The sequence below is a fragment of the Bradyrhizobium sp. Ken01 genome, assembly GCF_055807355.1.
This window is the reverse complement of record NZ_JBVVPC010000039.1, coordinates 32,927-55,467: the sequence shown is the minus strand read 5'-3', so window position 1 is coordinate 55,467 and position 22,541 is coordinate 32,927. Positions and strand designations below refer to the sequence as shown.

Below are 22,541 nucleotides of genomic sequence, written 5' to 3'. Positions count from 1 at the left end.
TCAGAGACGGCCGATTCGAACCGTCGGGTCAGGACGAACAATAGCGCCACTACCAGCACTTGAACTTCGGCAGGTGATGAAGGTGGTTCAATCCGCGGCCAAGGACTTCGAAGAAAGCTGCAATGTCGCGCCGCGTTACACATCCATAAGTTGGTGGATTAGAGGGATAGCCCGGCTACTCGCGGATGATGGGCTCTCGGTTGTGACGGACGTCAAAGGGAATACGTTCCGACACTCTCTTGGTAACTTTTATTTTGCTGTGAAGTCGGAATTTGATCCAGGTATCGACGTGCTGGCCTGCAAGGACTGGAGCCGTCACGAAATAAACCACGAAGAATACGGACAGGATGAAGAATTGTTGCCAGCGTTTCATGCCGTTCGAGTCATTTCCAATGAGATGAGTGATTGGAGTGACTTTTTTAATATCGAAGCCTCAGTTGATGGACCTCTCACCCTCACGGTGCTCGCCATCAATGTTTTTGCTGGCGGCGAAGGATATTGGCGAGCGGCGTCAAATTTCGAAAAACAAATGACGGACCTGAAGTTGCCCTATGCAATCTCCACCGAGGCCATACATCCTGGGATCCTTGCATCTGTGACGGTTGTTGAGCCGCTGGAGCCATTCCAGATACTTCTTGCTAGTAAGTCCTTGCAGAGACAGGGCTTGAAAAATCCTGACGCGAAAATTGGGGATCGACGGTAGCTAGGACCCTCCACATATCTATCGAGCGCGTCGCTCAGGCGCGGACGCAAGACGATGAGCTCGCCTGCGGCGGCTGGGCTATGCCGGCCAGGCGTTGCCTGAGATCGCCAGCTTGGACATTCCGCTGCTTGAGGGAGCCCGAGACTGAGTAGGGCAGACTTCACTATATTCCAGGGTGCTCAGTCCCTGCGCGCCAGCAGCACGCTCTATTGAGTCTTGAGCATTTTCGCTCCCCGCTCAAATTGCTCCTTGTGGCAATGGAAAGCATACTGAGCTTGGTTCTGATTCTCCCGCGTGGGACTTTTCCTTCCCGCCGATTAACCTCCGACATGTAGGAGTGAGGTGCTGCGATGGACGACCTTATGGCCGTGCCGGAATGGACGCAGGTGCGCCAAAAGAGCGGCCTTGATCCGCTTGGCCTGCAGGCGGCAAGCGTACGCCTTTATCAAACTCTGCTTCCTGGGATCAGCAACGTGACGCTCCGGACAAGGTATTACGGACTATATGCCTGGCTAAGCGAGCAGTACGCGAAGCGAAGTCATGATGCCGATCCCGAGGCCTGGAAGAGGACCGTGCGGCGCGCGGAAGCTTTGTACGCATTGACGGCCGCGAGGGCAAATCTCGAGGAAGAACACCAGGAAACCGGAGTTGCTGGGGTTCTCTGGGCACAGAGGAGGCTCTCGCAGCATGAGGGCGGCGCAATAGAATTTGCAACACATACCGATCCGGGTGGACTCTCAACTCCTTACCTGCAACAGCCATGGGGAGCGTTCGGAGCCGCCTACGAAAGCCAGCTCAGGGAGACCGGAGTGCTGGGAGACGCCGAGACTCACGCACTCTCGGTGCCGACGGACATCATCGGTGATGATTTTTCCAGAGTCTTCGCCAGGGCTGCCGGCGAGGCGGGTGAAAAGTTCCTGAAGATCGTAAGGGCGGGGAGGGTATCGCTCAACGCGCTCGACGAGCTCGCGCCAATACTCCCGTCGCGTATCCACGCACTGAGCCATGAGCGCGACGCCTACGAACGCATGCTTTTTGCCGGGTACCCGGACGCCACAGAGAATGACCACGCGCGGAGAAAGACGCTCACGCTCGTCCTTCGCGTGATCCGGCTCCTGGGCGAAGATGTCGAAGCCGGTGACATGCGATGGCTACTCTATGCGGGGCACGACTGGGAGGGCAAATCTATCGAGATCTCCGAGCCGGAACTGGAAGCGCAACGTCGAGGCTGGTGGGCGTATCAGGCCGGCGATCTGGGACGCATGGCCTATGAGGCGCTGCTGAAGTGGTTACTCGACACGTTGGAATCCCATCAGTTCGGACTGACGACAGACCAATTGGTCGACGCAGCGCTGGACAGGCTCGAGGTCACGCAAGCGGGGTGGCCGAAGACCTGGTCGGATCTCGTTGCCGCATTGCCGCAGGCTAGTCATCGCTTGGCGTCCGACGAACCGACGTCGGAGTTGGCGCTGAGTTGGGATGTTCTCGAGGCAGGAACCGACGAACGCCAAGCTCCGGTCCGCAGCGCACAGGCGGCTGTCGAGCTCATGGCAGTGCTCACCAGACAGTGTGCCGACCACAGGCAGTTCTTCGCGAACCAACATGGTGGCGATCATCCCGATGCGCCAGATCGGTCTTTTGCCAACGAACTCAGCTTCCTCGATGGCCAAGACGGGACACCTATCCCCGACCTGCTCAGGTTAATCTTCAAAAAACGAATCTTGCAACGCCACCTTTGGGTCGCGATGCGCAAGCTGCAGTATCAGCGTGACTACACGTTCTTGGTCGAGACCCACGACGGCCGGCTTCGTCTGCGTGCGAAAGACGGGCCCGTCGCCACCAATCCCCGCCTTGGACCCGCGCTCACCTTCCTCAAGGACATCCACCTCGTGGACGAAAACGGGCTCACGAAGCGTGGCAACCGTCTGGCGAGCGCCGCATGAAGCTTTACGAGGTCTTTCAGGATACCGGTTTCCATACCACCATCATGACTACGTTTTGCGTCGAATTTGACGCTTTCGAGTCGATCGCGCTAAATCGCCTTCGGGGTGCCGAATGCCGAAATGTGATCCTCGTTTGCGACGCGGACATGCTGGGTCTCGCTCTCGCCGAGGAGGCAAGCCCGCCAAAATTCGCGGGGACAAACTATCTGGTGGCCAAGGCCCGAGCCGATGGCGTCTTCCATCCCAAGGTGATTGTGCAGATCGGCAAGAATCGGGGCAGGCTGATTGTTGGCTCCGCGAACGCCACCGCCTCCGGACTTGCCGGCAATCTCGAACTGGCCGCGGCCATCGAGTGCAGCGCGCAGGAAAGCCAGGCGCGCGGTCTGGTGCTTGCAGGCTGGCGCTATGCGCTGCAGTTCCTCGATCCCAGGCAAAAGGCGGTTGAAGACAAGCTCCGCTGGGCGCGCGACCGCAGTGCATGGTTGAGCGAACGATCCGATCCCGACGCTGTTGTTGAGCTTGGGGACGGGACGAAGGCAGGCTTCTTGGCATCCGGCGGGGCGGTGGGGTTGTCCGCACGTTTTACCGATCTAGTCGGGGCGCAGCGTGCAGTGGACAGGCTGACCGTCCTCTCACCATACTGGGATGACAATCTCGCCGCCCTCGACAACCTGCGGAGCATGCTCCGACCAAAGAAGACCGTGCTTCTGATCGACGCCGAACAAAGAGCCTTTCCAGTGGAGGCTCTGCCGCGAAAGGCACCTATCCAGGTGTCCGATCTGCGCGGCTTCAGCCCGACCCATCTGCCGGAAAAGAATAGCCGCTTCATCCACGCGAAGATGATCGTCGCCACGATTGGAGGAGTGGATCATGTGTTGGCTGGCAGCGCGAACTGCACGCTCGCCGCCTTAGGCACCGCAAACCGCCCTGGCATCAACCAGGAGGCCTGCCTTTACCGTCGACTGCCAGCGGGTGCGTTATTCGATCGCCTCGGGCTCACGCCCCTGCTCGATGCGGATCGGGCGATGAGGCTGGACCAAATCCCCAAGATGCAGCCGCAGGAAAACTTGCCATTGGATGAGATGGAGGCTCGCGATCCCGGGACGTTCGAGCTGATCTACGAAACGATTCACTGGTGGCCTTCAACCGCAGCTATGGCGACCGCTCACGATCGCGGTCACTGCGCACTGGAATTGCTCGACGCAAATTGCCGGCCTCTCGAATTGAAGGCGGAGCCTTTGCTGCATTCCGGGGCGGATCGGAAGTTCAGGATCGAGCAGTCCGGGCGGCCGCCAGTCTTCGCGAGATTCTGCCATCGTGACGGTACGAACTCCTGCACCGCCGTAATCGCGCGCGTCCAGGATCTCCAGATGCAGACGAGAGATCCGTTGACCGTCAGCACCGAACGGGCAATCCGCGAGCTCGAAATGGACGACGACGAGGGGCTGTGGCTCCTGGACGTCATCCAGACCCTGTCGGCGCCACCGGGAGAGAGGCCAGCAACCGCGCAGGGGCGTCTAGGAAACACGAAGAAGGCCGGCGACGAGAAACTTCCCGGGCAACTCGACTACGAAGCTTTCATGCGAGGGCGACGGCGCGAGATCAAGGGTTCGGAGGCAGAAAGAAGCTCACTAACCGGCAGTCATACATCATTCGTGCGCGCCGCGCTGAACAGATTGCTTGGATTGAAGTCGGCAGCGATCCAAAGCGCTGGCGAGATCAGCCAAGAAGAGGCTGCCGCCGCGCTTGACACCGGCGACGAGACGGCTGGCGCGAATGATGCGCTTGAGCAGGGCTTCAATCCGCGGGATCCAAAGCAATCCCCGAAAGCGGCAGTGGAGTTATCCAGAAAGCGACGGCAGGCAGACATCGCCGCCATCGTAGCGGCTGTGGACGATTACACCGAGGACCTGCGCCAGCCAAATCGCATACTCGATGAAATCGACGTCCTCCGGCTACGGGCGTTGCTCATGATCATAACGGTCGCCGGATGGCCTGGAGTGGGCAAGGGGCCGTATACGCCTTCCCAGGTCCAGGTTCTGCCCTGCTACGATCCGACCCACACGGAAACTTGGCCACGGCTAATCGGCCGCGTACTGGCCGTCGTTTTCAGCGGACCCAGTCCTGCTCTTCGGCGCCTGATGCTCGATCGTAGCCACGACAGACTTCCGGACGACCTGCTCGAAACGCTGGCTTGCTGTGCTTGGTCGGCAAATGCCGCCGCGACAGCGACCAAAATGAATCCAGCTTGTGCGAAGCTCGCTCCGTTTCTGAACAACCTTGCCACTGCGGTTATGGTATTCATGAAGCTTTCCCGCGAGGAAATGGGGGCGCCTTCCTTTGCGGCTGTGCTAGAAAACCTAGACCAACGGTTCGGAAAGCGGCTTCAACTTCCACCGCTGGCCGGCATTCTCGTCAAACCACACAAGGATCCGCCCTTACCTGTGGGGTAGGGTGTTTGGACGAGGAGAGGACAAGGAGTCCGTCATCGTGCACGCAGCGTGGCTGAATCCGAAGGCCAACCTGCTGTTCTTCGTGGTTCGGAGGGAAGATCCGGTCAAATGGGGGCGCGGCAAGATCGTCGTCGACCGGCTGTGGCACCTCTTCGTGCTCCACCACGACGCCGAGGCGGGGCTGCTTCACGTCAATTCGTCCGACAAGGAGTCCGTACACGAAGACCTCGCCAGGGCGGTCGGGGTGCCCCGAATCCTCCCTGGAGAGGCCAAAACGACCGGCTCAGCTATGTCGCTGCGGAGCCTGGGCGGGCGACATGTGAAGGTGCCGACTTTCAACGTCAAAAAGGTCGCCGACCAGCGGCCTACCGCGGCACCACTGATGGACCAATCGATTCATCGCGCCCAGAATTACCGCGGACATGAAATGTCGGGCCGGAGCCCCGCTCATCTTACCGATCTGACGACGCTCTCGCCAGACGTGGTCAGCACATGGTGGTTACATGTTACCGCAAAAGGTGTCACACGTCAGGGGAGGCAGCAGCATGTCCCGGCTAAGGAAATTCGCCGCCAATCGTCTCGGATGCAAAGCATCACTATCCGCGTTTCTCACCATTAAGCTGCAGAACCACAATTTTTTAAGCAGCGATAACAAACACTTGCATCGCATGACCGAGCTTCATAACCGTCCGCGAGTAAGGTCCAGCGGAAGCGGGCGACCAGATCGAGGGTGCCCGTGAACGGCGCCGTGAGGGGCTTTGATGAGGCGCCGGAAGGAAGCTAATTCGGCTTAGCTTCCCAAACGTCCAAGATCGTTCCACATGGCGAATTTTCGACGCATAGGGCCGGCGCATACAGGGATCCGAAGGGTGAGGCTTCCGGTCGACGTGTTCCGTAGTTCAGGGCTCCGATGCCAAACGTGCCACCGTTTAGCTTCCATTCCGATGGGATTCTGGTTTCCGCCTGAGTGGCGCCCTCGATGCCCGGACCAAAAACGGACCCGGCGAGACGTTGCTGGAAAGGCGGCCGCGTACTGACGGCACCGGGGCGCCTCACATTCCGCCGGCTCGAAATTCGAGGTATACCCAGGAGAAATTCTATAGAATGCCCCCGATCGGGGAGGGGTTGGCTTGGATTCGATGAAGGGGGATGCCGCGCGTCCGGGCCGTACCGGCGATTTACCCGCGGAACGTCTCGTGGAATTGCTGGACTACGTCGGCCAGGTCATCAAGCTTGACGAGCGTCCGGCTTGCAAGCTTTCCGAACACCGGCTGGCAAACGGCCAATCCTTCATCTTCCATCAGCATGAAATTCATTCGCTCCCCGGAATAACGCACGATCTGGTCGACGACGACGGAGCGGTCTGGCTGTGCGCCGAACGGCTGAAGCGAAACGATCCGCCGCCGCCCTCCGAGACCCTCGCGCCCTGGCTCGAACTCACCCCGGATCCCGACAGCACTCCGCAGCCACGCGACCACATACTGCTGACCGTCGCTAAGCCCGAATGCGACGAACTCGTCGCTACAGGGCAGGCCCGCGCCGAGGATTGCGCGGAATCACTGGCCCCCGACGCAAAGGGACAATTCGACGTCCGTCTCCGTCTGGAAGATAAGCCCGGCATCGCCGCGGAAGCCGAACAATACGTCACACTATCATGGCTGCCGTGGTCGATCGCCGAGCGACCACGGCGCCGTTCCATAGCGCTCTACCAGAAGCTTTTCGAGGTCGTCCAACTGTCGGAGCTAGGAGGCGCCGAACAGACGTTCGAGCTCGTGTGGGGCATAGGCCTGTCGCGGTGGGTGAAGGACGGCGCGGTCATCGACCTTCCGCTCATCGAACGCCTCGTCGAGATCGAGATCGACGAAAGGGCCGCCGGCACCATCCGGATCCGCCCCCGTCAGGCGCCAGCCACCGTGAATCTTCGGCCCTACGACGAATTGAAGATTGACGGCGTACCCGTGGCGCAGGACGCCGCCCGAAGGGCGATCGCCACCGTGGACGAAGACATGGGGGTCGGCCCGTTCAATCGCGATACCTTCGAGCCCGTGCTGCGGTCCTGCCAGACCAGGCTAGATCCCGAAGGGACCTATTTGCCGGACACCCAGCAGACAGCTCCGGATGCGGCCCCGCCGGCGCCTTCGCAGCATCTCGTGGTATCGGACCGGTGGGTCTTCTTCGCGCGCCGCCGATCCGACAACTTTTTGCTGCAGGACCTCGCGAACCTCAAGGCCTCCGTCGAAGAGGCTCCGGAAGACTTGCCCGGACCATCACGCACGTTGGTGATGGGACCAGCGCGTGCCGCTGGCGCGCGCTGGAAGCCGCTATCGGATGCCATGGGCGCAGCCGCCGGCGGCGGCGCGGGGCCGCCGGAAGACGACCCGACGCCTCTCGGCGATCTGTTCTTCCCCAAACCGTTCAACGACGAGCAGGTCGAGATCGTCCGCCGCCTCGAGGTGAACGACGGAGTAGTGGTGCAGGGCCCCCCGGGTACCGGCAAGACCCACACGATCTCCAACATCATTTGTCATTATCTCGCCCAAGGCCGCCGTGTGCTCGTGGTCTCCCACGGCGAAGCCGCTCTCGCGGTGCTGCGCGATCAGCTTCCGGAGCAGGTCCGCGATCTCGCCATTAGCATCACAACTTCCGAGAAGGAGGGGTACAAGCAGCTCGAAGGCGCCGTTCGTCTGCTCCAGTCCATCGTTGAAAGTCTGCGTCCGAACGAGCAGTTGCGTCTGATTGCCGATCTCGAAGCGTCGATCATCGGCATGCGCGGCCGCATCCGCACCATCGATGCCGAGATCGGAACGCTCGCGGCTCAGCAATTGTCGGCCGTACCAGGTCAGAAGATCCGGCCCGCCGAACTGGCGGCGGCGGTCATCTCGGCTACCTGCAGCCACGACTGGTTCACGGACAGGCCCGCGGAATTCTCCTCGCAAGTCGGGCTGTCCGACGACGATATCGCTCGGATCCGAAGCGCCCGTGTGGCGCTGGGTGCACGGATTGAGCACTTGAAGGGTCGGCTGCCGTCGAGTGCCGACCTGCCCAGCGGACGCGCGCTCGCGCATCTCCACGCGGATATCCTCCGCGCCGACGAGTACCGTGCGCAGGCGAAGAACGATCCGTCCGTCGCGCTCCGCATCAACTCGGCCGAGGCGCTGGACCTGGCGGATCGCGCTGCCGATGGCCTGGACATGCTGCTCGACGCCTGCCGTCATCTCGACGCATATCCGTTCCTGCGCCCCTTGTGCGTGGCGCTTCACTCGGTTCGCGATGCTCCCTTCGACGCGGCACTGAGATCCTTTCTCTCGGAAGCCGCGGGCGTGCTCGCGGAACACAGGAAATTTCTCGAAACTCCTGTAGCCGTGCCGGAGGAGGCCGTCTCCTCGCCGGAGATCTTCGAGGCCATCTCGCGGCTCGCCGCCGGCGAGAGAGTCTTCGGCGTGTTCGCGTTCAAGCAAAAGGCCTTGAAGCCCGCGATCGATGCCATCCGCATCCTGTCGCGCGCACCTGCCAGCGATTCGGAATGGACGCACGTTCGCGACTACCTGTCTTGGCGCGGCAGATTTCTCGATGCGCAGCTTCGCTGGCGGGGTCTGGCGCCCGAACTCGGGGCGGACGCGGCTGGCTTCGCCAGCCTACGGCAGCTTTCCGAACTCACCGTGGCGCTGAACGACATCATGATAGCCGCGCCGAAAATACACGGCGATTTCAGGACCGCCATGCGGGTCGTGGCGGTCGGCGAGACGCAGCAACTGTGGCCCGACGAACAGCGAATGCGCGCGACGCGCACGTTGCTGCGCAATGCCGCTTCTGCCGTCCGTCTCGCCGCTGCCCGCGAGGAAGTAAACCGTCTGTCGGCCCTGTTCGGTCCGGCCGCAGGCAAGATTGGGGCCCTCGCGAAAGCATTCCTCACGAGCGCGGTCGGAAGGAGCGATCTCGACGAGGCCAGGATCGAGGAGACCTGGTCGCGGCTGCTGGAGGCCATCGACGACCTCGCCCGGAACCAGCCTCATTTCGATGTCCTTCGTTCGGGCGCCGACGACGTGGCGGCCGCCGGAGCGCCGGAGTGGGCCGACCGGATGCGGAGCTTGGCGGTTGTCGACGATGTCGACGCGCAGACGCCATCCGGCTGGCGGGAAGCTTGGGATTGGGCGGCGGCGCAGCGGTATCTTGCCGATCTGGACCAGCGTGACCACGTAGCCGCGCTGGCTAGGGAGCGGGCGACGCTGGATGCGTCCGTTGCAAAGGGATTCGAGCAGGTGGTTCGCGAGCGCACGTTCTACGCGCTGGCCAATTCGATGACAGGACCCGTCCGCGCTGCGCTGATGATGTTCGCCACCGCGCTTCGCAGGATCGGCAAGGGAACGGGGAAGGGCGCGCTGCGGCACCGGCGCGACGCCCGCAAGGCGATGGCCGCCTGCTACGACGGCATACCCTGTTGGATCATGCCGTCGTGGCGCGTCGCCGAGCAGCTTCCTGGCGAACTCGGTACGTTCGACCTCGTCATCATGGACGAAGCCTCGCAATCCGACATTAAGGAGGTAACTGCCCTGCTGCGCGGCCGCAAGATCCTCGTCGTCGGGGACGACAAGCAGGTCAGCCCGACGGCCGCCTTCATCGACAATGCGAAGATCGACCGCCTCGAACGCACGTTCCTGACTAATCAGCCGTTCAAGACGCTCCTGCTTCCGGGCGCCTCCCTCTACGATCTCGCGAAGGTGATGTTTCCGGACAAGTTCGTCATGCTGCGCGAGCATTTCCGCTGCGTCGAACCCATCATCCGCTTTTCAACGCAGTTCTATACGGAGGCGCTGGTCCCCCTGCGCATACCGACTGCCCATGAGCGGATTGATCCGCCGCTGGTCGACATCTACGTCCCGGACGGCAGGAGGACCGGCGACAAGATCAACCGCCGTGAGGCGGAGGTCATCGTCGACGAGGTAGTGCGGATCGTCGGAAATCCTTTGCTGTCGAGGGTCGGCGACGGCGAGCGCTGGCGCAGCATCGGTGCCATCTCGCTCATCGGCTCGAAGCAGGCCGCCCTAATCAACCACATGCTGCTCGAGGCGCTTGGCGAGGAGATGGTGCTGAGGCACCGGATCGCGTGCGGCGATAGCGCGACTTTCCAGGGCAACGAGCGGGACGTCATCTTCCTCTCCATGGTGGCCGACCCGGCGAGCAAGCAGGCCCAAACCGCGCTCCATTTCGAGCAGCGCTTCAACGTCGCGATGTCGCGCGCCCGTGACCGCATGTACCTGGTGCGGTCCGTCCGCGAGGAGGAGCTCAAGCCCGACGATCTCAAGGCAAAGGTGCTGCGCCATTTCCGCGATCCGATGAAGGGCAGCAAGCGTCCGGAAGGCGATCCGTCCTCGCTGTGCGATTCCGATTTCGAGCGCGCCGTCCTCCGCAGGCTGCTGGACCGCGGATACCGCGTCACGCCCCAGGTCGGCGCGATGGGTTACAGAATCGACCTGGTGGTGGAGGGCGCCGGCGACCGGCGCCTCGCGGTCGAATGCGACGGCGACCAGTATCATGGGCCTGAGCGCTGGGCGGACGACATGGCGAGGCAGCGCGTGCTCGAACGCGTCGGGTGGCGGTTCTGGCGTTGCTGGGCATCGAGCTTCACGATCGACCCCGACGGCTGCATGGCGGAGCTTTTCGCCGTGCTCGATGCCAACGGGATACAGCCGACGACGGAAGACACCCGGCCGGAGAGGTACACCGAGCTTCGCATTGCCGAACCGCGGCCTGTGAGAACTACCGGCGGGACCGACGCACCAGATCCGACGCTGCGCGGCAATGCCGACAACGGCATCAAGGTCGGCGACAGCATCGTTGTCCGGTTCCTCGACGACAACAAGACGACGAGCTTCGTATTGAGCCGCGACCGCCACGATCCTGTCAATGGCCTTGTGGGGGCGGAAACGCCGTTCGGAAAGCAACTGCTCGGATCCGACGAGGAGGACGAATTAGAGGTCGAGGCCGAGGGACGCAGCCGGCGGATTCTCATCGTACGGACCGCCCGGGAGCGGGTCAGCTTGCACTGATGGACCACGTACCACATTCGGCGACCGGCGGGCGCTGATGTCGAACACCGCTCTCTGCGTTGGCGCGACGTGATCGGCTCTCTAAAGTGGCGTTTACGTACAAGTTGCCAACACACTTGTTTTCTCGTCTAGGGTACAACGGCTGATTCGCGGATTTCGCACTCCGGCTGAGCATTCTCAATACCAGTGAGCACGATCGCCGGGCGACGCGCGTCCTCCGGCATCACCTCAAAACCTTCCGGTCACGACAGGGAGCCCAGCATGAACGGGGAGCAACAGTCGCACGACGCGCAGAAGACGCTCACCGATTTGAGGGACCATCTGGCGCGGCACGACAAGCCGATAGCATTCTTTTTTGGTGCGGGCACCTCGTGCTCAGTCAGGGTGCCCACCGGCGACGGCTCACCAGCGCAGCCGCTGATACCCGCGGTCCCCGGCCTCACGGCTGCATGCAAGAAGGATGGTGCGGACCTGGGCGAAAAATACGCAAAGGCGTGGGCCTTGATGGAGGTCCAGTGCGTCGAAGCCAAGCAGGACCCGCACGTTGAGAACATTCTCTCGCGCTTGAGGATGATGCTCAACGCGATCGGTAAGGACGATACGCTGTCCGGCCTGAAGACGGATGAGCTGGAGAAGCTCGAGGAATCAGTGCGAAAAACGATCGCGAGGCTCGTCACGCCCGATCTAGAGGCGCTTCCCACAGACTTTCCGCATCGGAAGTTCGCGCGGTGGCTTGCGAAGACGTCTCGGAAAGCCTGTGTCGAGATTTTTACCGTGAATTACGACGTTCTCATCGAGCACGGCCTCGAGTCCGAGCGTGTTCCCGTCTTCGACGGTTTCGTCGGAAGTTATCAGCCCTTCTTTCTCGCAGACAGCTTGCGCCGAGCCGAAACGGCACCAGGACCACATTGGACCCGCCTGTGGAAGATGCACGGCTCGGTCACGTGGCGACGCATCGACCAGGATGGGCGCATGCGCGTCGTCCGCGGCGATCCCGACCTCGCCGGTGAAATGATCCTGCCGTCATCCCAGAAATACGACGAATCACGGCAGCAGCCGTATGCGGCTTTCGTTGACAGACTGACCCGCTTTCTCGAACAAGACGATGCGCTGCTGATCGTGGCTGGATTCAGCTTTGGCGATGAACACATCAACAACCTGATTTTTGGCGCCTTGGAAAATAGACCACGCACCCACGTCTATGCCTTGCAGTTCGAGGAGCTTTCGGAAGACAGCGTCCTGATTAAGCGCGCCTATCAGCGCTCGAACTTGATCGTGGTCGGGCCGAAAACCGGCCTGATCGGGGGACGCCGCGGGAAGTGGGCTCCCTCTGACACGCCCGCATTCATGGATGGCGTATTCGAGCTCCAGGAGACTCCAGCCGCCGCCGGAGTTCCGGAAACGTCCAAGACAGGGCTGATGAAAATAGGCGACTTCGCTCGCTTCTGTAACTTCCTCGATTCAATGGCGGGTTGACGACCTATGCCGCTCGGCGACCCCACGTACATCGGTCAGATCGCGTCCGTCACGGGCGCGATCATCCGTGTGCGCCTACGCGAGGACATGCCGTCGACTCTCGTCATGATCGGCGGCGAGTCGTATCGCGTCGGGCAAATCGGCGGATTTTTCAGGGTGCCCCTGGGGTACACAAACCTTTACGCCGTATGTACGCAGATAGGTGCCGATGCCGCCCCGCCAGGCAGTGCGGAGAAAGCGTTCGGCGCCGCGCTCGAAGATGACAGGCAGCTTCATCTCTCCGGTTATCGCTGGATGACGATCGTGCTGTTCGGCGAAGCCCTCGGCGGCGAATTTGAACGTGGCGTGGGTCAATACCCGACTGTCGGAGATGAAGTGCACTTGGTGACCAACGATGACCTGAAGGTCATTTATGGCTGGGTTAAGGGGAAGAAAGGCACGATCTCGGTTGGGCGCATCGCGGCGGCGTCGGGAATATCGGCCGACATCAGCGTTGCTGGCCTTGTAAGCCGCCATAGCGCCATCGTCGGCTCAACCGGCGCCGGAAAATCCAATCTCGTCACCGTTCTCCTGGAGACCGTCTCTGACGGAAGTCTGCCGAATGCGCGCGCGATCGTCATCGATCCGCACGGCGAATATGCCACCGCGCTCGGCGATCGTGCGCGAGTGTTTCGCATTCGGCCGAATGAGGCGGCGGGCGAAAGGGCACTTTGGGTGCCGTTCTGGGCACTTCCATTTGCCGAACTTCAGCAATTGACACTGGGCGGCCTTCAGCCCAACCACGAGGCCACAATTCGCGACGTGGTGCTGGATATGAAGGTGGCCGCGGCCACGCATCTCGCGGTGCCGCCGCCGCCCGAAACACTGACAGCGGACACCCGGTGCCGTTCAGCATCAAGAAGTTGTGGTACGAACTCGACAAGTTCGAAAGGATGACGTTCCCCGTCAGCGCTAACCAGACCGACGCCAACGTTCATCCTCCGGAGCAAATCGGAGACGCGATGTTGCTCCGTTCGGACCGGTATCCGGCAGCCAGTCCATACAATCAGGCGCCCTACAAGAATCAGAAAAAGCGCAATCTTGAGCGGCAGCTCGACCTCATGCGAAGCCGCCTCAAGGACGCCCGTTTTTCGTTCCTTTTCTCGCCCGGCGCAGGCTACGAGCCCGACTTGAATGGAGAGGTCGCGAACGACCTCAACACACTTGTCAGGGACTGGGTCGGACACGACAAGCCGATAACGATATTCGACGTCTCGGGACTACCGTCGGAGGTTCTTCCAACCATCGTCGGCACAATGCTCCGGATCGTCTACGACATGCTGTTTTGGGCGCAGGACCTCCCTATCGGGGGGCGGCTGCAGCCGCTTCTTGTGGTGCTCGATGAGGCGCATCGCTTCGTTCCGGAAGGCGTTGACACGCCCGCCCATCGCACGTTGTCGATGATCGCAAAAGAGGGCCGGAAATACGGGACTGGCCTCATGCTGGTCACGCAGCGCCCATCCGAGATCGACAGCGCAATTCTAAGTCAATGTGGCTCCATGATCGCGTTGCGGCTTACCAATTCGGCGGACCGCGCCAAGGTCTCAGCAGCGGTCCCTGACGACCTGGGTGGACTGGTGGACCAGTTGCCTTCGCTGCGGACGGGCGAGGGGGTCTTCCTGGGCGAGGTGATGCCGATCCCGTCGCGCGTCAGAGTGCGCAAGGCCAAGCAAAAACCCGTCGGCGACGATCCAAAGCTACCCGACGTATGGCAAGTACCGGATCGTCCAGATGGCGACCTGTATACGCAAGCGCTGGCGAATTGGCGTGCTCAGTCAACATCTGTTGAAGTTGAGAATGACGAGGACGAAGATGGGGAGGGGCAGGCAAATGCCTGAAATGATTTTTATCGACTCCACTAACATCGAAGCATTCGGTTACGACGTTGAGACACAGGAACTTCACGTGCGGTTCCTAAAATCCGGTGAGACGTACGCATATTACGCTGTCGAAGAGTGGAGATATCAAGAGTTCCAACACGCAGACTCAAAGGGCCAATACTTGAATGCCAATATTAAGGCCAATTATCAGTGCGCAAAGCTTTGACGCTACACCGACCGTTCTAGACGCTCGCTGGGCGCCCCCCTACCATGTACGGAGGAGGAGGTTCTAAGATGGCTGAAGCGGACTGACCGATAGCCTTGCGAAACGAGCCGTACAGGTACTACATCTTCGAGAGCTACTACCCGGCCGACACCTCCGGACTGCACGGCCGGTGCACATTCGCCCTATCGCCAACCAGCCGTTTCCGACGCAGCTCCACGTGGAATGCAACAAGGCTCTCCCGAATCCCGCCCTGTATAAGGTCGGTACGCTGTTCGGGATCAGAGCGAAATTGATCGATCGGCGAGGCGGGGAGAATTTCTCTATTCGTACTTCGGATGGCCCGTGGATGTCGTTGGTCCCGATGAGGTCTGATGCGCAAGATACCGACCATCTGGATCGAATCGTTCGCCCGGCGCTGCGCGACTACGCCGCGTTCTGATGGACCAATGGACGAACTGGGCCGCGAAATAGTGATCTTCCGCACCGAAGCTCTTCGGCTATCTCAGTGTCCGCGCGCTGCTGGCCGACGCAATTCATGATGCCGGCGTGTCAGCCCGCCGATATGTTGCGCGATGTGAAATCGCGGCGAGGGGGTTCGGGTGACGCCTGAAGTCCGAAAACGACTGCTTGAGGTGAAAAATGCCATTGTGGCGCATTTCACTGAAGAACATTGGCTCGAGCTCGGAGCATTGACCGGCCAGCTGGATACGGTGAGAAACGGCCGCCTGCTACGCAGTTTGAGCTTTGGAGACGATGATTATGGCGGAAAGGCCTTTTCGGTCCTCGCGGCTATCGTCGGCTCGGACCCCGCAAATATCGACGTAATCCGAAGCGTACGTAAGTTCAAACCTTCCAGCTGGTGATTTCGGAATTTCGAGCATTGAGGCGCCGGAAAACGCATCTGTTTCACGCCCTCGGTATTCCAAGTTCCGGCAACCGAAACCGAATTAGACTTAGTGTCAGTGATGATGCCGTTCGGGGTGGCGTTCGGAGCGATGCATGTCGCGGTGGCAGCCGCCGTCGACCGGAACGGCCTGCGGTGCCAGCGGGCCGATGATCTAGATCCATTCGACCGTGGTTCAGGACATCTTCTCGCTGATCTACCGCTCGTTCATTGTGGTTTGCGACTTTACCGGGAAGAACCCGAACGTCTCTACGAAGCGGGAATTGCCCATACACTAGGAAAGCATGTAGTCCCGATCAACACTATCCGGACCACATTCCGTTCGATCTCCAAGCGCACCGCTATCTGCGTTACCTGGACAACGCCGAAGGTCACGCGAAGCTCTCGGACGAACGCACGAACCGGATCGCGACCTGGCGGCCGGCAGCCGCTCCAAACCTTGGGGAAACTGACAAGCCCGTGCCTGGTGGGAAATCACGCTGGCGCCAACTTCGGCATCATAATACGGGTGCAGGGTCACCCAGAACGTGGACAGGCTGCATCAGGCCGCTGGGAGCAGGGTGCTGATAGACCTCCACGAGCGCCTTGACTTCATCCGCTGCATGACCTGTTCAGCCGAACTAAGGTTTCGGTTCGCCCAGGCACCAGCTCGGTTCGGCTTTCCGATCGCTGCCGTCAATCTTGGCAGACGCGTGCCGACGATCTGTTGGCGCTCAAGGTGGAAGATCGGTGCGAGACGGGCTTTGTCGCTCCTGCTTCAGACCCGTCGGCAAGGGTGCTGCCGACCACCCTTGACCCCAAATGCTGTCCATCAATTCAGGTGCCTCGGACGGCATTTCCGGTTGGTCTTCCAGCGTCTTAGAGAGGGCGCAAATTCAGTTGGACGACGCGCAGATTCATTTGGATTTTGCAGGCCTGATCTGCAAAGCCATATCCATAATTCGCATAAGGTATATTATGGAATATATTTATATACAATCAGATCAAATATTTAGCTGGAATTCCTCTCACTGTACCTTCGTTCCCAGTTCTTTCTCGGCCCGGCCGTGGCACGTCGCCCAACTTTTGACGGCTACTGTGCATGGGGTTGTTTTCGCGTTTTTGAATCCGACCCATGCCTCCGAAAGCCGATATTGCCGCGACGATGTCCGGCTGCAATAAGCGAAGCTTCGCGAGATCGCAGATGACCTTCTGACTTTCCGTCCGTATAGGTCTGCATCTCAGAACAACAACAAACTTTCCGAGGAAGCAGACCCATGAGCTTTTCCCGCCGCACGCTTCTCAAGGCCTCCGCCGCGACCGCGGTCCTGGGCGGCCTCAGTGCGCCCCATGTGGCCCGCGCCCAGAGCGCCGAGTTCACCTACAAATACGCCAACAACCTGCCGGACACCCATCCGCTGAACGTGCGCGCCAAGGAGATGGCGGCGGCGATCAAGGCCGAGACCGGTGGCAAGTTCGACCTCCAGATCTTCCCGAATAACCAGCTCGGGTCTGACACAGACATGCTGAGCCAGATCCGGTCCGGCGGCGTCGAATTCTTCACGCTGTCCGGCCTGATCCTGTCGACCCTGGTACCGGCGGCGTCCATCAATGGCATCGGCTTCGCGTTCCCGGACTACGGCACGGTCTGGAAGGCCATGGACGGCGATCTCGGCGCCTTTGTCCGCGGCGAGATCAAGAAGGCCGGGCTCGAGGTCATGGACAAGATCTGGGACAACGGCTTCCGCCAGACCACGTCGTCGAGCAAGCCGATCACCGGCCCGGACGATCTCAAGGGCTTCAAGATCCGCGTGCCGGTGTCGCCGCTGTGGACCTCGATGTTCAAGGCGTTCGATGCGGCGCCCGCCTCGATCAATTTCGCCGAGGTCTATTCCGCGCTGCAGACCAGGATCGTCGAGGGCCAGGAAAACCCGCTGGCGATCATCTCGACCGCCAAGCTCTACGAGGTGCAGAAATACTGCTCGCTGACCAACCACATGTGGGACGGCTTCTGGTTCCTGGCCAACCGCAAATCGTGGAGCAGCCTGCCCGAGGATGTGCGCACCATCGTCGCCAAGAACATCAATGCCGCAGCGATCAAGGAACGCGAGGACACCGCCAAGCTCAATGCCAATCTCCAGCAGGAACTCGCGGGCAAGGGCCTGACCTTCAACCAGCCAACCGTCGCGCCGTTCCGCGACAAGCTGCGGTCCGCCGGCTTCTATGCCGAGTGGAAGGGCAAATATGGCGACCAGGCCTGGGACCTGCTCGAAAAAGCCGTCGGCAAGCTGTCGTAACGCGTTGGAGCCGTCATGGCTCATATCGAGGTCGACGTGAGCGGAGTGGCGGGCGAGGCGGCTGTGCAGTCCCCTCGCCGACCTTCGTTGCTGGCCTCGACGGAGCACGCACTCGGCCTCCTCGTCGAAATCCCGGCGGCCATTTTGGTGGTCGCCGAGATCGCGATCCTGTTTGCCGGCGTGGTCGCGCGCTACGGCCTGCACCGGCCGTTGATCTGGTCGGACGAGCTCGCCTCGATCCTGTTCCTGTGGCTTGCCATGCTCGGCGCGGCGGTCGCGTTCCGCCGCTCCGAGCACATGCGCATGACTGCGGTCGTCGGCAGCGCCAAGCCGGCTACGCGGGCCTGGCTCGATCTCGTCGCGACCTGCGCGGCGCTGGCCTTCCTGGCGCTGATCGTCTGGCCGTCCTGGGACTACGCCTACGAGGAAAGCTTCATCACCACGCCGGCGCTGCAGATCTCCAATATGTGGCGCGCCGCGGCGCTGCCGGCCGGCATCTGCCTGATGGCGGTGTTCGCGCTGTTGCGGCTGCTGCGCGCAGCCGATTACCGCATGGTGCTGACGGCCGTGGTGTCGGTCGCCGTCGTCGTCGGCTTGTTCTGGCTGGCGCAGCCATATCTGCGGCCGCTTGGCAACCTCAACCTCGTCATCTTCTTCGTGGGCGTCGCCGGCTTCTGCGTCTTTGCCGGCGTTCCCATCGCGTTCGGCTTCGGGCTCGCCATCTTCGGCTATCTGGCACTGACCACGCGCACGCCGGTCATGGTGCTGGTCGGACGGATGGACGAGGGCATGAGCCATCTCATTTTGCTCTCGGTGCCGCTGTTCGTATTTTTGGGGCTCCTGATTGAAATGACCGGCATGGCACGGGCCATGGTGGCGTTCCTGGCGAGCCTGCTCGGCCATGTCCGCGGCGGGCTGCATTACGTCCTTGTCGGCGCCATGTACCTGGTCTCCGGCATCTCAGGCGCCAAGGCGGCCGACATGGCGGCGGTCGCGCCCGTGCTGTTCCCGGAGATGAAGCAGCGCGGCGCCAAGCCCGGCGATCTCGTCGCGCTTCTCGCGGCCACCGGCGCGCAGACCGAAACCATTCCGCCGAGCCTCGTGCTGATCACGATCGGATCGGTCACCGGCGTCTCGATCGCCGCGCTGTTCACCGGCGGCCTCCTGCCCGGCGTGGTGCTCGCGATCACGCTGTGCATGCTGGTGTGGTGGCGCTACCGCCACGAGGACATGAGCCATGTCCGACGCGCCACAGGCGGCGAGATCGGCAAGACCTTCGTCATCGCCCTGCCCGCGCTCGCGCTGCCCTTCGTGATTCGCTACGCCGTGGTCGAAGGCATCGCGACCGCCACCGAAGTCTCCACCATCGGCATCGTCTATGGCGCCCTGGTCGGCCTCCTCGTCTACCGCCGCTTCGACTGGCGGCGGCTGTTCCCGATGCTGGTCGAGACCGCTGCGCTGTCGGGCGCGATCCTGCTGATCATCGGCACGGCCACCGGCATGGCCTGGGGCCTGACGCAATCAGGCTTCTCGCGCTCACTGGCGTCCGCCATGACCGGATTGCCGGGCGGCGCGGCGACCTTCATCGCCGTCTCGATCCTGGCCTTCACCATCCTCGGCAGCGTGCTGGAGGGCATCCCGGCGATCGTGCTGTTCGGGCCGCTGTTGTTTCCGATCGCGCGTGCGGTCGGCGTGCACGAGGTGCACTATGCCATGGTGATCATTCTCGCGATGGGTATCGGGCTATTCGCCCCACCCTTCGGGGTCGGCTATTATGCCGCCTGCGCCATCGGACGCGTCGATCCGGCCGAAGGCATCAGGCCGATCTGGGGCTATCTGCTGGCGCTGCTGGTAGGATTGATCGTCGTCGCCGTCTTTCCGTGGATCTCGATCGGATTCCTGTAGGCCGGCGCGTAAGGGAGGTGTCGATGAGCGAGCGGCAGAACCAATACAATATCGGCCTCGAGAAGACGCCCGCCAACTACGTGCCGCTGAGCCCGTTGAGCTTCCTTGCGCGCAGCGCCGCAGTCTATCCCGATCACGTTAGCACGGTCTACGAGGGGCGCAGCTTCACCTGGCGCGAGACCCATGAGCGCTGCAAGCGCTTTGCCTCATATCTTGCCGGCAAGGGCATCGGCGTCGGCGACACCGTCGCGGCGATGCTGCCGAACATTCCGGCGATGAACGAGGTGCATTTCGCCGTCCCCATGACAGGTGCGGTGCTCAACGCCCTGAACATCCGGCTCGATGCGCCTTCGATCGCATTTCAGCTCGACCATGGCGGCGCGAAGATCATTCTGGTCGATCCCGAGTTTTCCGGCGTCATCACCGACGCGCTCGCGCAGATGAGTGGCCCAAAACCGTTCGTGATCGACGCCGACGACGACGCCTTCAAGGGCGGCCGGCGCATCGGCGAGATCGAGTACGAGACCGCGCTCGCGCAAGGCGATCCTGATTTCGCGGCGATCCTGCCGGGCGACGAATGGGACGCGATCGCGCTGAGCTATACCTCGGGCACCACGGGGAATCCCAAGGGCGTCGTCACCCATCATCGCGGCGCCTATCTGAATGCCGTCAGCAATATTCTCGCAGGCCAACTCGGCCAGCATCCGGTCTATCTCTGGACGCTGCCGATGTTCCACTGCAACGGCTGGTGCTTCCCCTGGACCATTGCGGCCGCCGCCGGCATCAATGTCTGCCTGCGCAAGGTCGAGCCGACCAAGATCTTCGAGCTGATCAAGCAGCACGGCGTCACCCACATGTGCGGCGCGCCGATCGTCTACAACACGCTGATCAACGCGCCCGACGCACCGAAGGGTGATGCCACGCGCCGCGTCGTCGGCCTGATCGCCGGTGCCGCCCCGCCGGTCGCGGTGCTGGAAGGCGCCGAGAGCATCGGGATCAAGCTGACGCACGTTTACGGCCTGACCGAGGTCTACGGCCCCGCTTCCGTCTGCGCCGAACAGCCTGGCTGGGATGATCTGCCCGCAGCCGAGCGCGCCAGCCTGAAGCGGCGGCAGGGCGTGCCCTACCCGCTCGAGGAAGCCGTCACCGTCATCGATCCGCAGACCATGAGGCAGGTGCCGCGCGACGGCGAGACCATCGGCGAGGTCATGTTCCGCGGCAACATCGTGATGAAGGGCTATCTCAAGAACGACAAGGCGACGAAGGAAGCCTTCGAAGGCGGCTGGTTTCACACCGGCGATCTCGGCGTGCTCGACGCGCATGGTTACGTCATCATCAAGGATCGCTCCAAGGACATCATCATCTCCGGTGGCGAGAACATTTCCTCGGTCGAGGTCGAGGACGTCCTCTACAAGCACCCGGCCGTGCTGTTCGCCGCCGTGGTCGCAAAGCCCGATCCGAAATGGGGCGAAGTGCCCTGCGCCTTCGTTGAGCTGAAGGACGGCGCGAGCGCGAGCGAAGCCGACATCATCGCCTTCTGCCGCTCGCACATGAGCGGCTTCAAGACGCCGAAGGCCGTCGTGTTCGGGCCGATCCCGAAAACGTCGACAGGAAAGATCCAGAAATTCCTGCTGCGCAACGAAGCGGGATCGGCGAAGGCGATCTCGGCCTGAGCCGATGCCTTGGGTCTGCCAACGCATTAAGACGTCCCTGCCTTCCTAATTGCTTGATAAAGCTGGACGGGCAAGGCAACGTCCAGCCGGAATCGCCGACAGCAATCCGGCGACCCATCCCGCTCAGCCTTCGCTGGTGAAGGCAAAGCTCCCTATCGAGGCTCTATGGCAGCCATGCCCGCCGACAAGTTGAAGCACTTTCGCATCCGCCGCGCGCCAAAAGGCGGCCGCAAGGCAGCGCCGGGCCCGGACATCGAAGGAAAAATCCTCGATGCGGCAGAGTTCGTCTTTGGGCATTTCGGCTTTCGCGGAGCGACGACGGCACTGATCGCTAAAAAGGCATCGATCGCGAAACCCCACATTTACTATTATTTCGAAGACAAGGAGGATCTGTATCGCGCGGTGCTGGAACGTGCGATGAACATGTGGGCACGAGACATGGACAGTCTCGACATGACGTCCGATGTCGAGACCATCCTGGTGCGCTACATCAGCAGGAAGATCGACTTCTCGCGAGATCACCCGCATCTGTCGCGCATCTATGCCAACGAAATCATCAGCGGCGCTCAATTCATCGGCAGCTTCATCGAAAAAGTCTCGACCCCGTTGCTGCTCGACAAGGTCAAGACGCTCGACCAATGGACCGCGAGCGGGGCGATTCGGCCGATCAGCGCTGTCGATCTTTTCTTCTGCATCTGGGCGATGACCCAGGCCTATGCGGATTATTCCAGCCAGATGACCATCATGAAGGGCAAGAGACAGCTCGAAGAGGCCGACTACACTGCGGCCAAGGCGACGATCGTCCAGCTCGTTCTCGGCGGACTTGGCCTTTCAGGCCCTGCCGAAGCTGGCGCCTAGCCTGTTGTTCGGCGGCTCATTTTTAGCCAGCGCACCTATTTTCCCCATCTCCGCCATTTCGCTCACGCGCGGGACATCCTAGCCAGAACTGCACTGATGTCCGGTCGCAGCGATGCACTTTGCGCCGATAGTGGACGCCGGATCGAAAATGCGTGTTTGTAAAATGATTTTATCGATCGTAAAATCATTTTATCGATCGTTATAAAATGGCATGTCGC

15 protein-coding genes are annotated in these 22,541 nt (G+C 61.4%); all 15 read left to right on the top strand.

What is annotated here, in order from left to right:
* Positions 1-73 precede the first annotated feature (73 nt).
* The gene (locus tag AC0L3S_RS29570) at positions 74-703 is read left to right on the top strand and encodes a hypothetical protein (protein ID WP_473283121.1); all 630 of its coding nucleotides are present in this window, start codon (positions 74-76) and stop codon (positions 701-703) included.
* Positions 704-1,053: 350 nt separating this feature from the next.
* Positions 1,054-2,646, top strand: a complete 1,593-nt coding sequence (locus AC0L3S_RS29565) for a hypothetical protein (protein WP_473283119.1) — start codon at positions 1,054-1,056, stop codon at positions 2,644-2,646.
* The gene (locus AC0L3S_RS29560; RefSeq protein WP_473283117.1) at positions 2,643-5,099 is read left to right on the top strand and encodes a hypothetical protein; all 2,457 of its coding nucleotides are present in this window, start codon (positions 2,643-2,645) and stop codon (positions 5,097-5,099) included. The genes AC0L3S_RS29565 and AC0L3S_RS29560 overlap by 4 nt, the downstream gene beginning before the upstream one ends.
* 37 nt (positions 5,100-5,136) lie before the next feature.
* A complete protein-coding gene (locus AC0L3S_RS29555; protein WP_473283114.1) occupies positions 5,137-5,718 on the top strand; it encodes a hypothetical protein in 582 nt (193 codons plus the stop codon).
* Between the two features lie 520 nt (positions 5,719-6,238).
* Positions 6,239-11,146, top strand: coding sequence for an AAA domain-containing protein (locus AC0L3S_RS29550; protein WP_473283141.1), 4,908 nt, complete (start codon positions 6,239-6,241; stop codon positions 11,144-11,146).
* A 261-nt stretch (positions 11,147-11,407) separates the two neighbouring features.
* The gene (locus AC0L3S_RS29545; RefSeq protein WP_473283112.1) at positions 11,408-12,622 is read left to right on the top strand and encodes an SIR2 family protein; all 1,215 of its coding nucleotides are present in this window, start codon (positions 11,408-11,410) and stop codon (positions 12,620-12,622) included.
* 6 nt (positions 12,623-12,628) lie between these two features.
* Positions 12,629-13,558, top strand: coding sequence for an ATP-binding protein (locus AC0L3S_RS29540; protein WP_473283109.1), 930 nt, complete (start codon positions 12,629-12,631; stop codon positions 13,556-13,558).
* Positions 13,504-14,499 carry an ATP-binding protein gene (locus AC0L3S_RS29535; protein ID WP_473283107.1) on the top strand — a complete coding sequence of 332 codons (996 nt, stop codon included), beginning with the start codon at positions 13,504-13,506 and terminating at the stop codon, positions 14,497-14,499. The genes AC0L3S_RS29540 and AC0L3S_RS29535 overlap by 55 nt, the downstream gene beginning before the upstream one ends.
* Positions 14,393-14,707, top strand: a complete 315-nt coding sequence (locus AC0L3S_RS29530; protein WP_473283105.1) for a KTSC domain-containing protein — start codon at positions 14,393-14,395, stop codon at positions 14,705-14,707. The genes AC0L3S_RS29535 and AC0L3S_RS29530 overlap by 107 nt, the downstream gene beginning before the upstream one ends.
* 599 nt (positions 14,708-15,306) lie before the next feature.
* On the top strand, positions 15,307-15,570 hold the full coding sequence (locus AC0L3S_RS29525; protein ID WP_473283103.1) for a hypothetical protein: 264 nt from the start codon (positions 15,307-15,309) through the stop codon (positions 15,568-15,570).
* 568 nt (positions 15,571-16,138) lie between these two features.
* On the top strand, positions 16,139-16,606 hold the full coding sequence (locus AC0L3S_RS29520; RefSeq protein ID WP_473283101.1) for a hypothetical protein: 468 nt from the start codon (positions 16,139-16,141) through the stop codon (positions 16,604-16,606).
* A gap of 261 nt (positions 16,607-16,867) precedes the next feature.
* Positions 16,868-17,887: a TRAP transporter substrate-binding protein gene (locus AC0L3S_RS29515; protein ID WP_473283099.1), complete on the top strand. Its 1,020-nt coding sequence runs from the start codon at positions 16,868-16,870 to the stop codon at positions 17,885-17,887.
* Between the two features lie 15 nt (positions 17,888-17,902).
* Complete coding sequence (locus AC0L3S_RS29510) at positions 17,903-19,792, top strand: TRAP transporter large permease (protein WP_473283097.1); 1,890 nt, start codon at positions 17,903-17,905, stop codon at positions 19,790-19,792.
* 23 nt (positions 19,793-19,815) lie between these two features.
* Positions 19,816-21,465, top strand: coding sequence for an acyl-CoA synthetase (locus AC0L3S_RS29505; protein WP_473283095.1), 1,650 nt, complete (start codon positions 19,816-19,818; stop codon positions 21,463-21,465).
* 165 nt (positions 21,466-21,630) lie between these two features.
* Positions 21,631-22,323, top strand: a complete 693-nt coding sequence (locus AC0L3S_RS29500) for a TetR family transcriptional regulator C-terminal domain-containing protein (RefSeq protein ID WP_473283093.1) — start codon at positions 21,631-21,633, stop codon at positions 22,321-22,323.
* Positions 22,324-22,541: the final 218 nt, after the last annotated feature.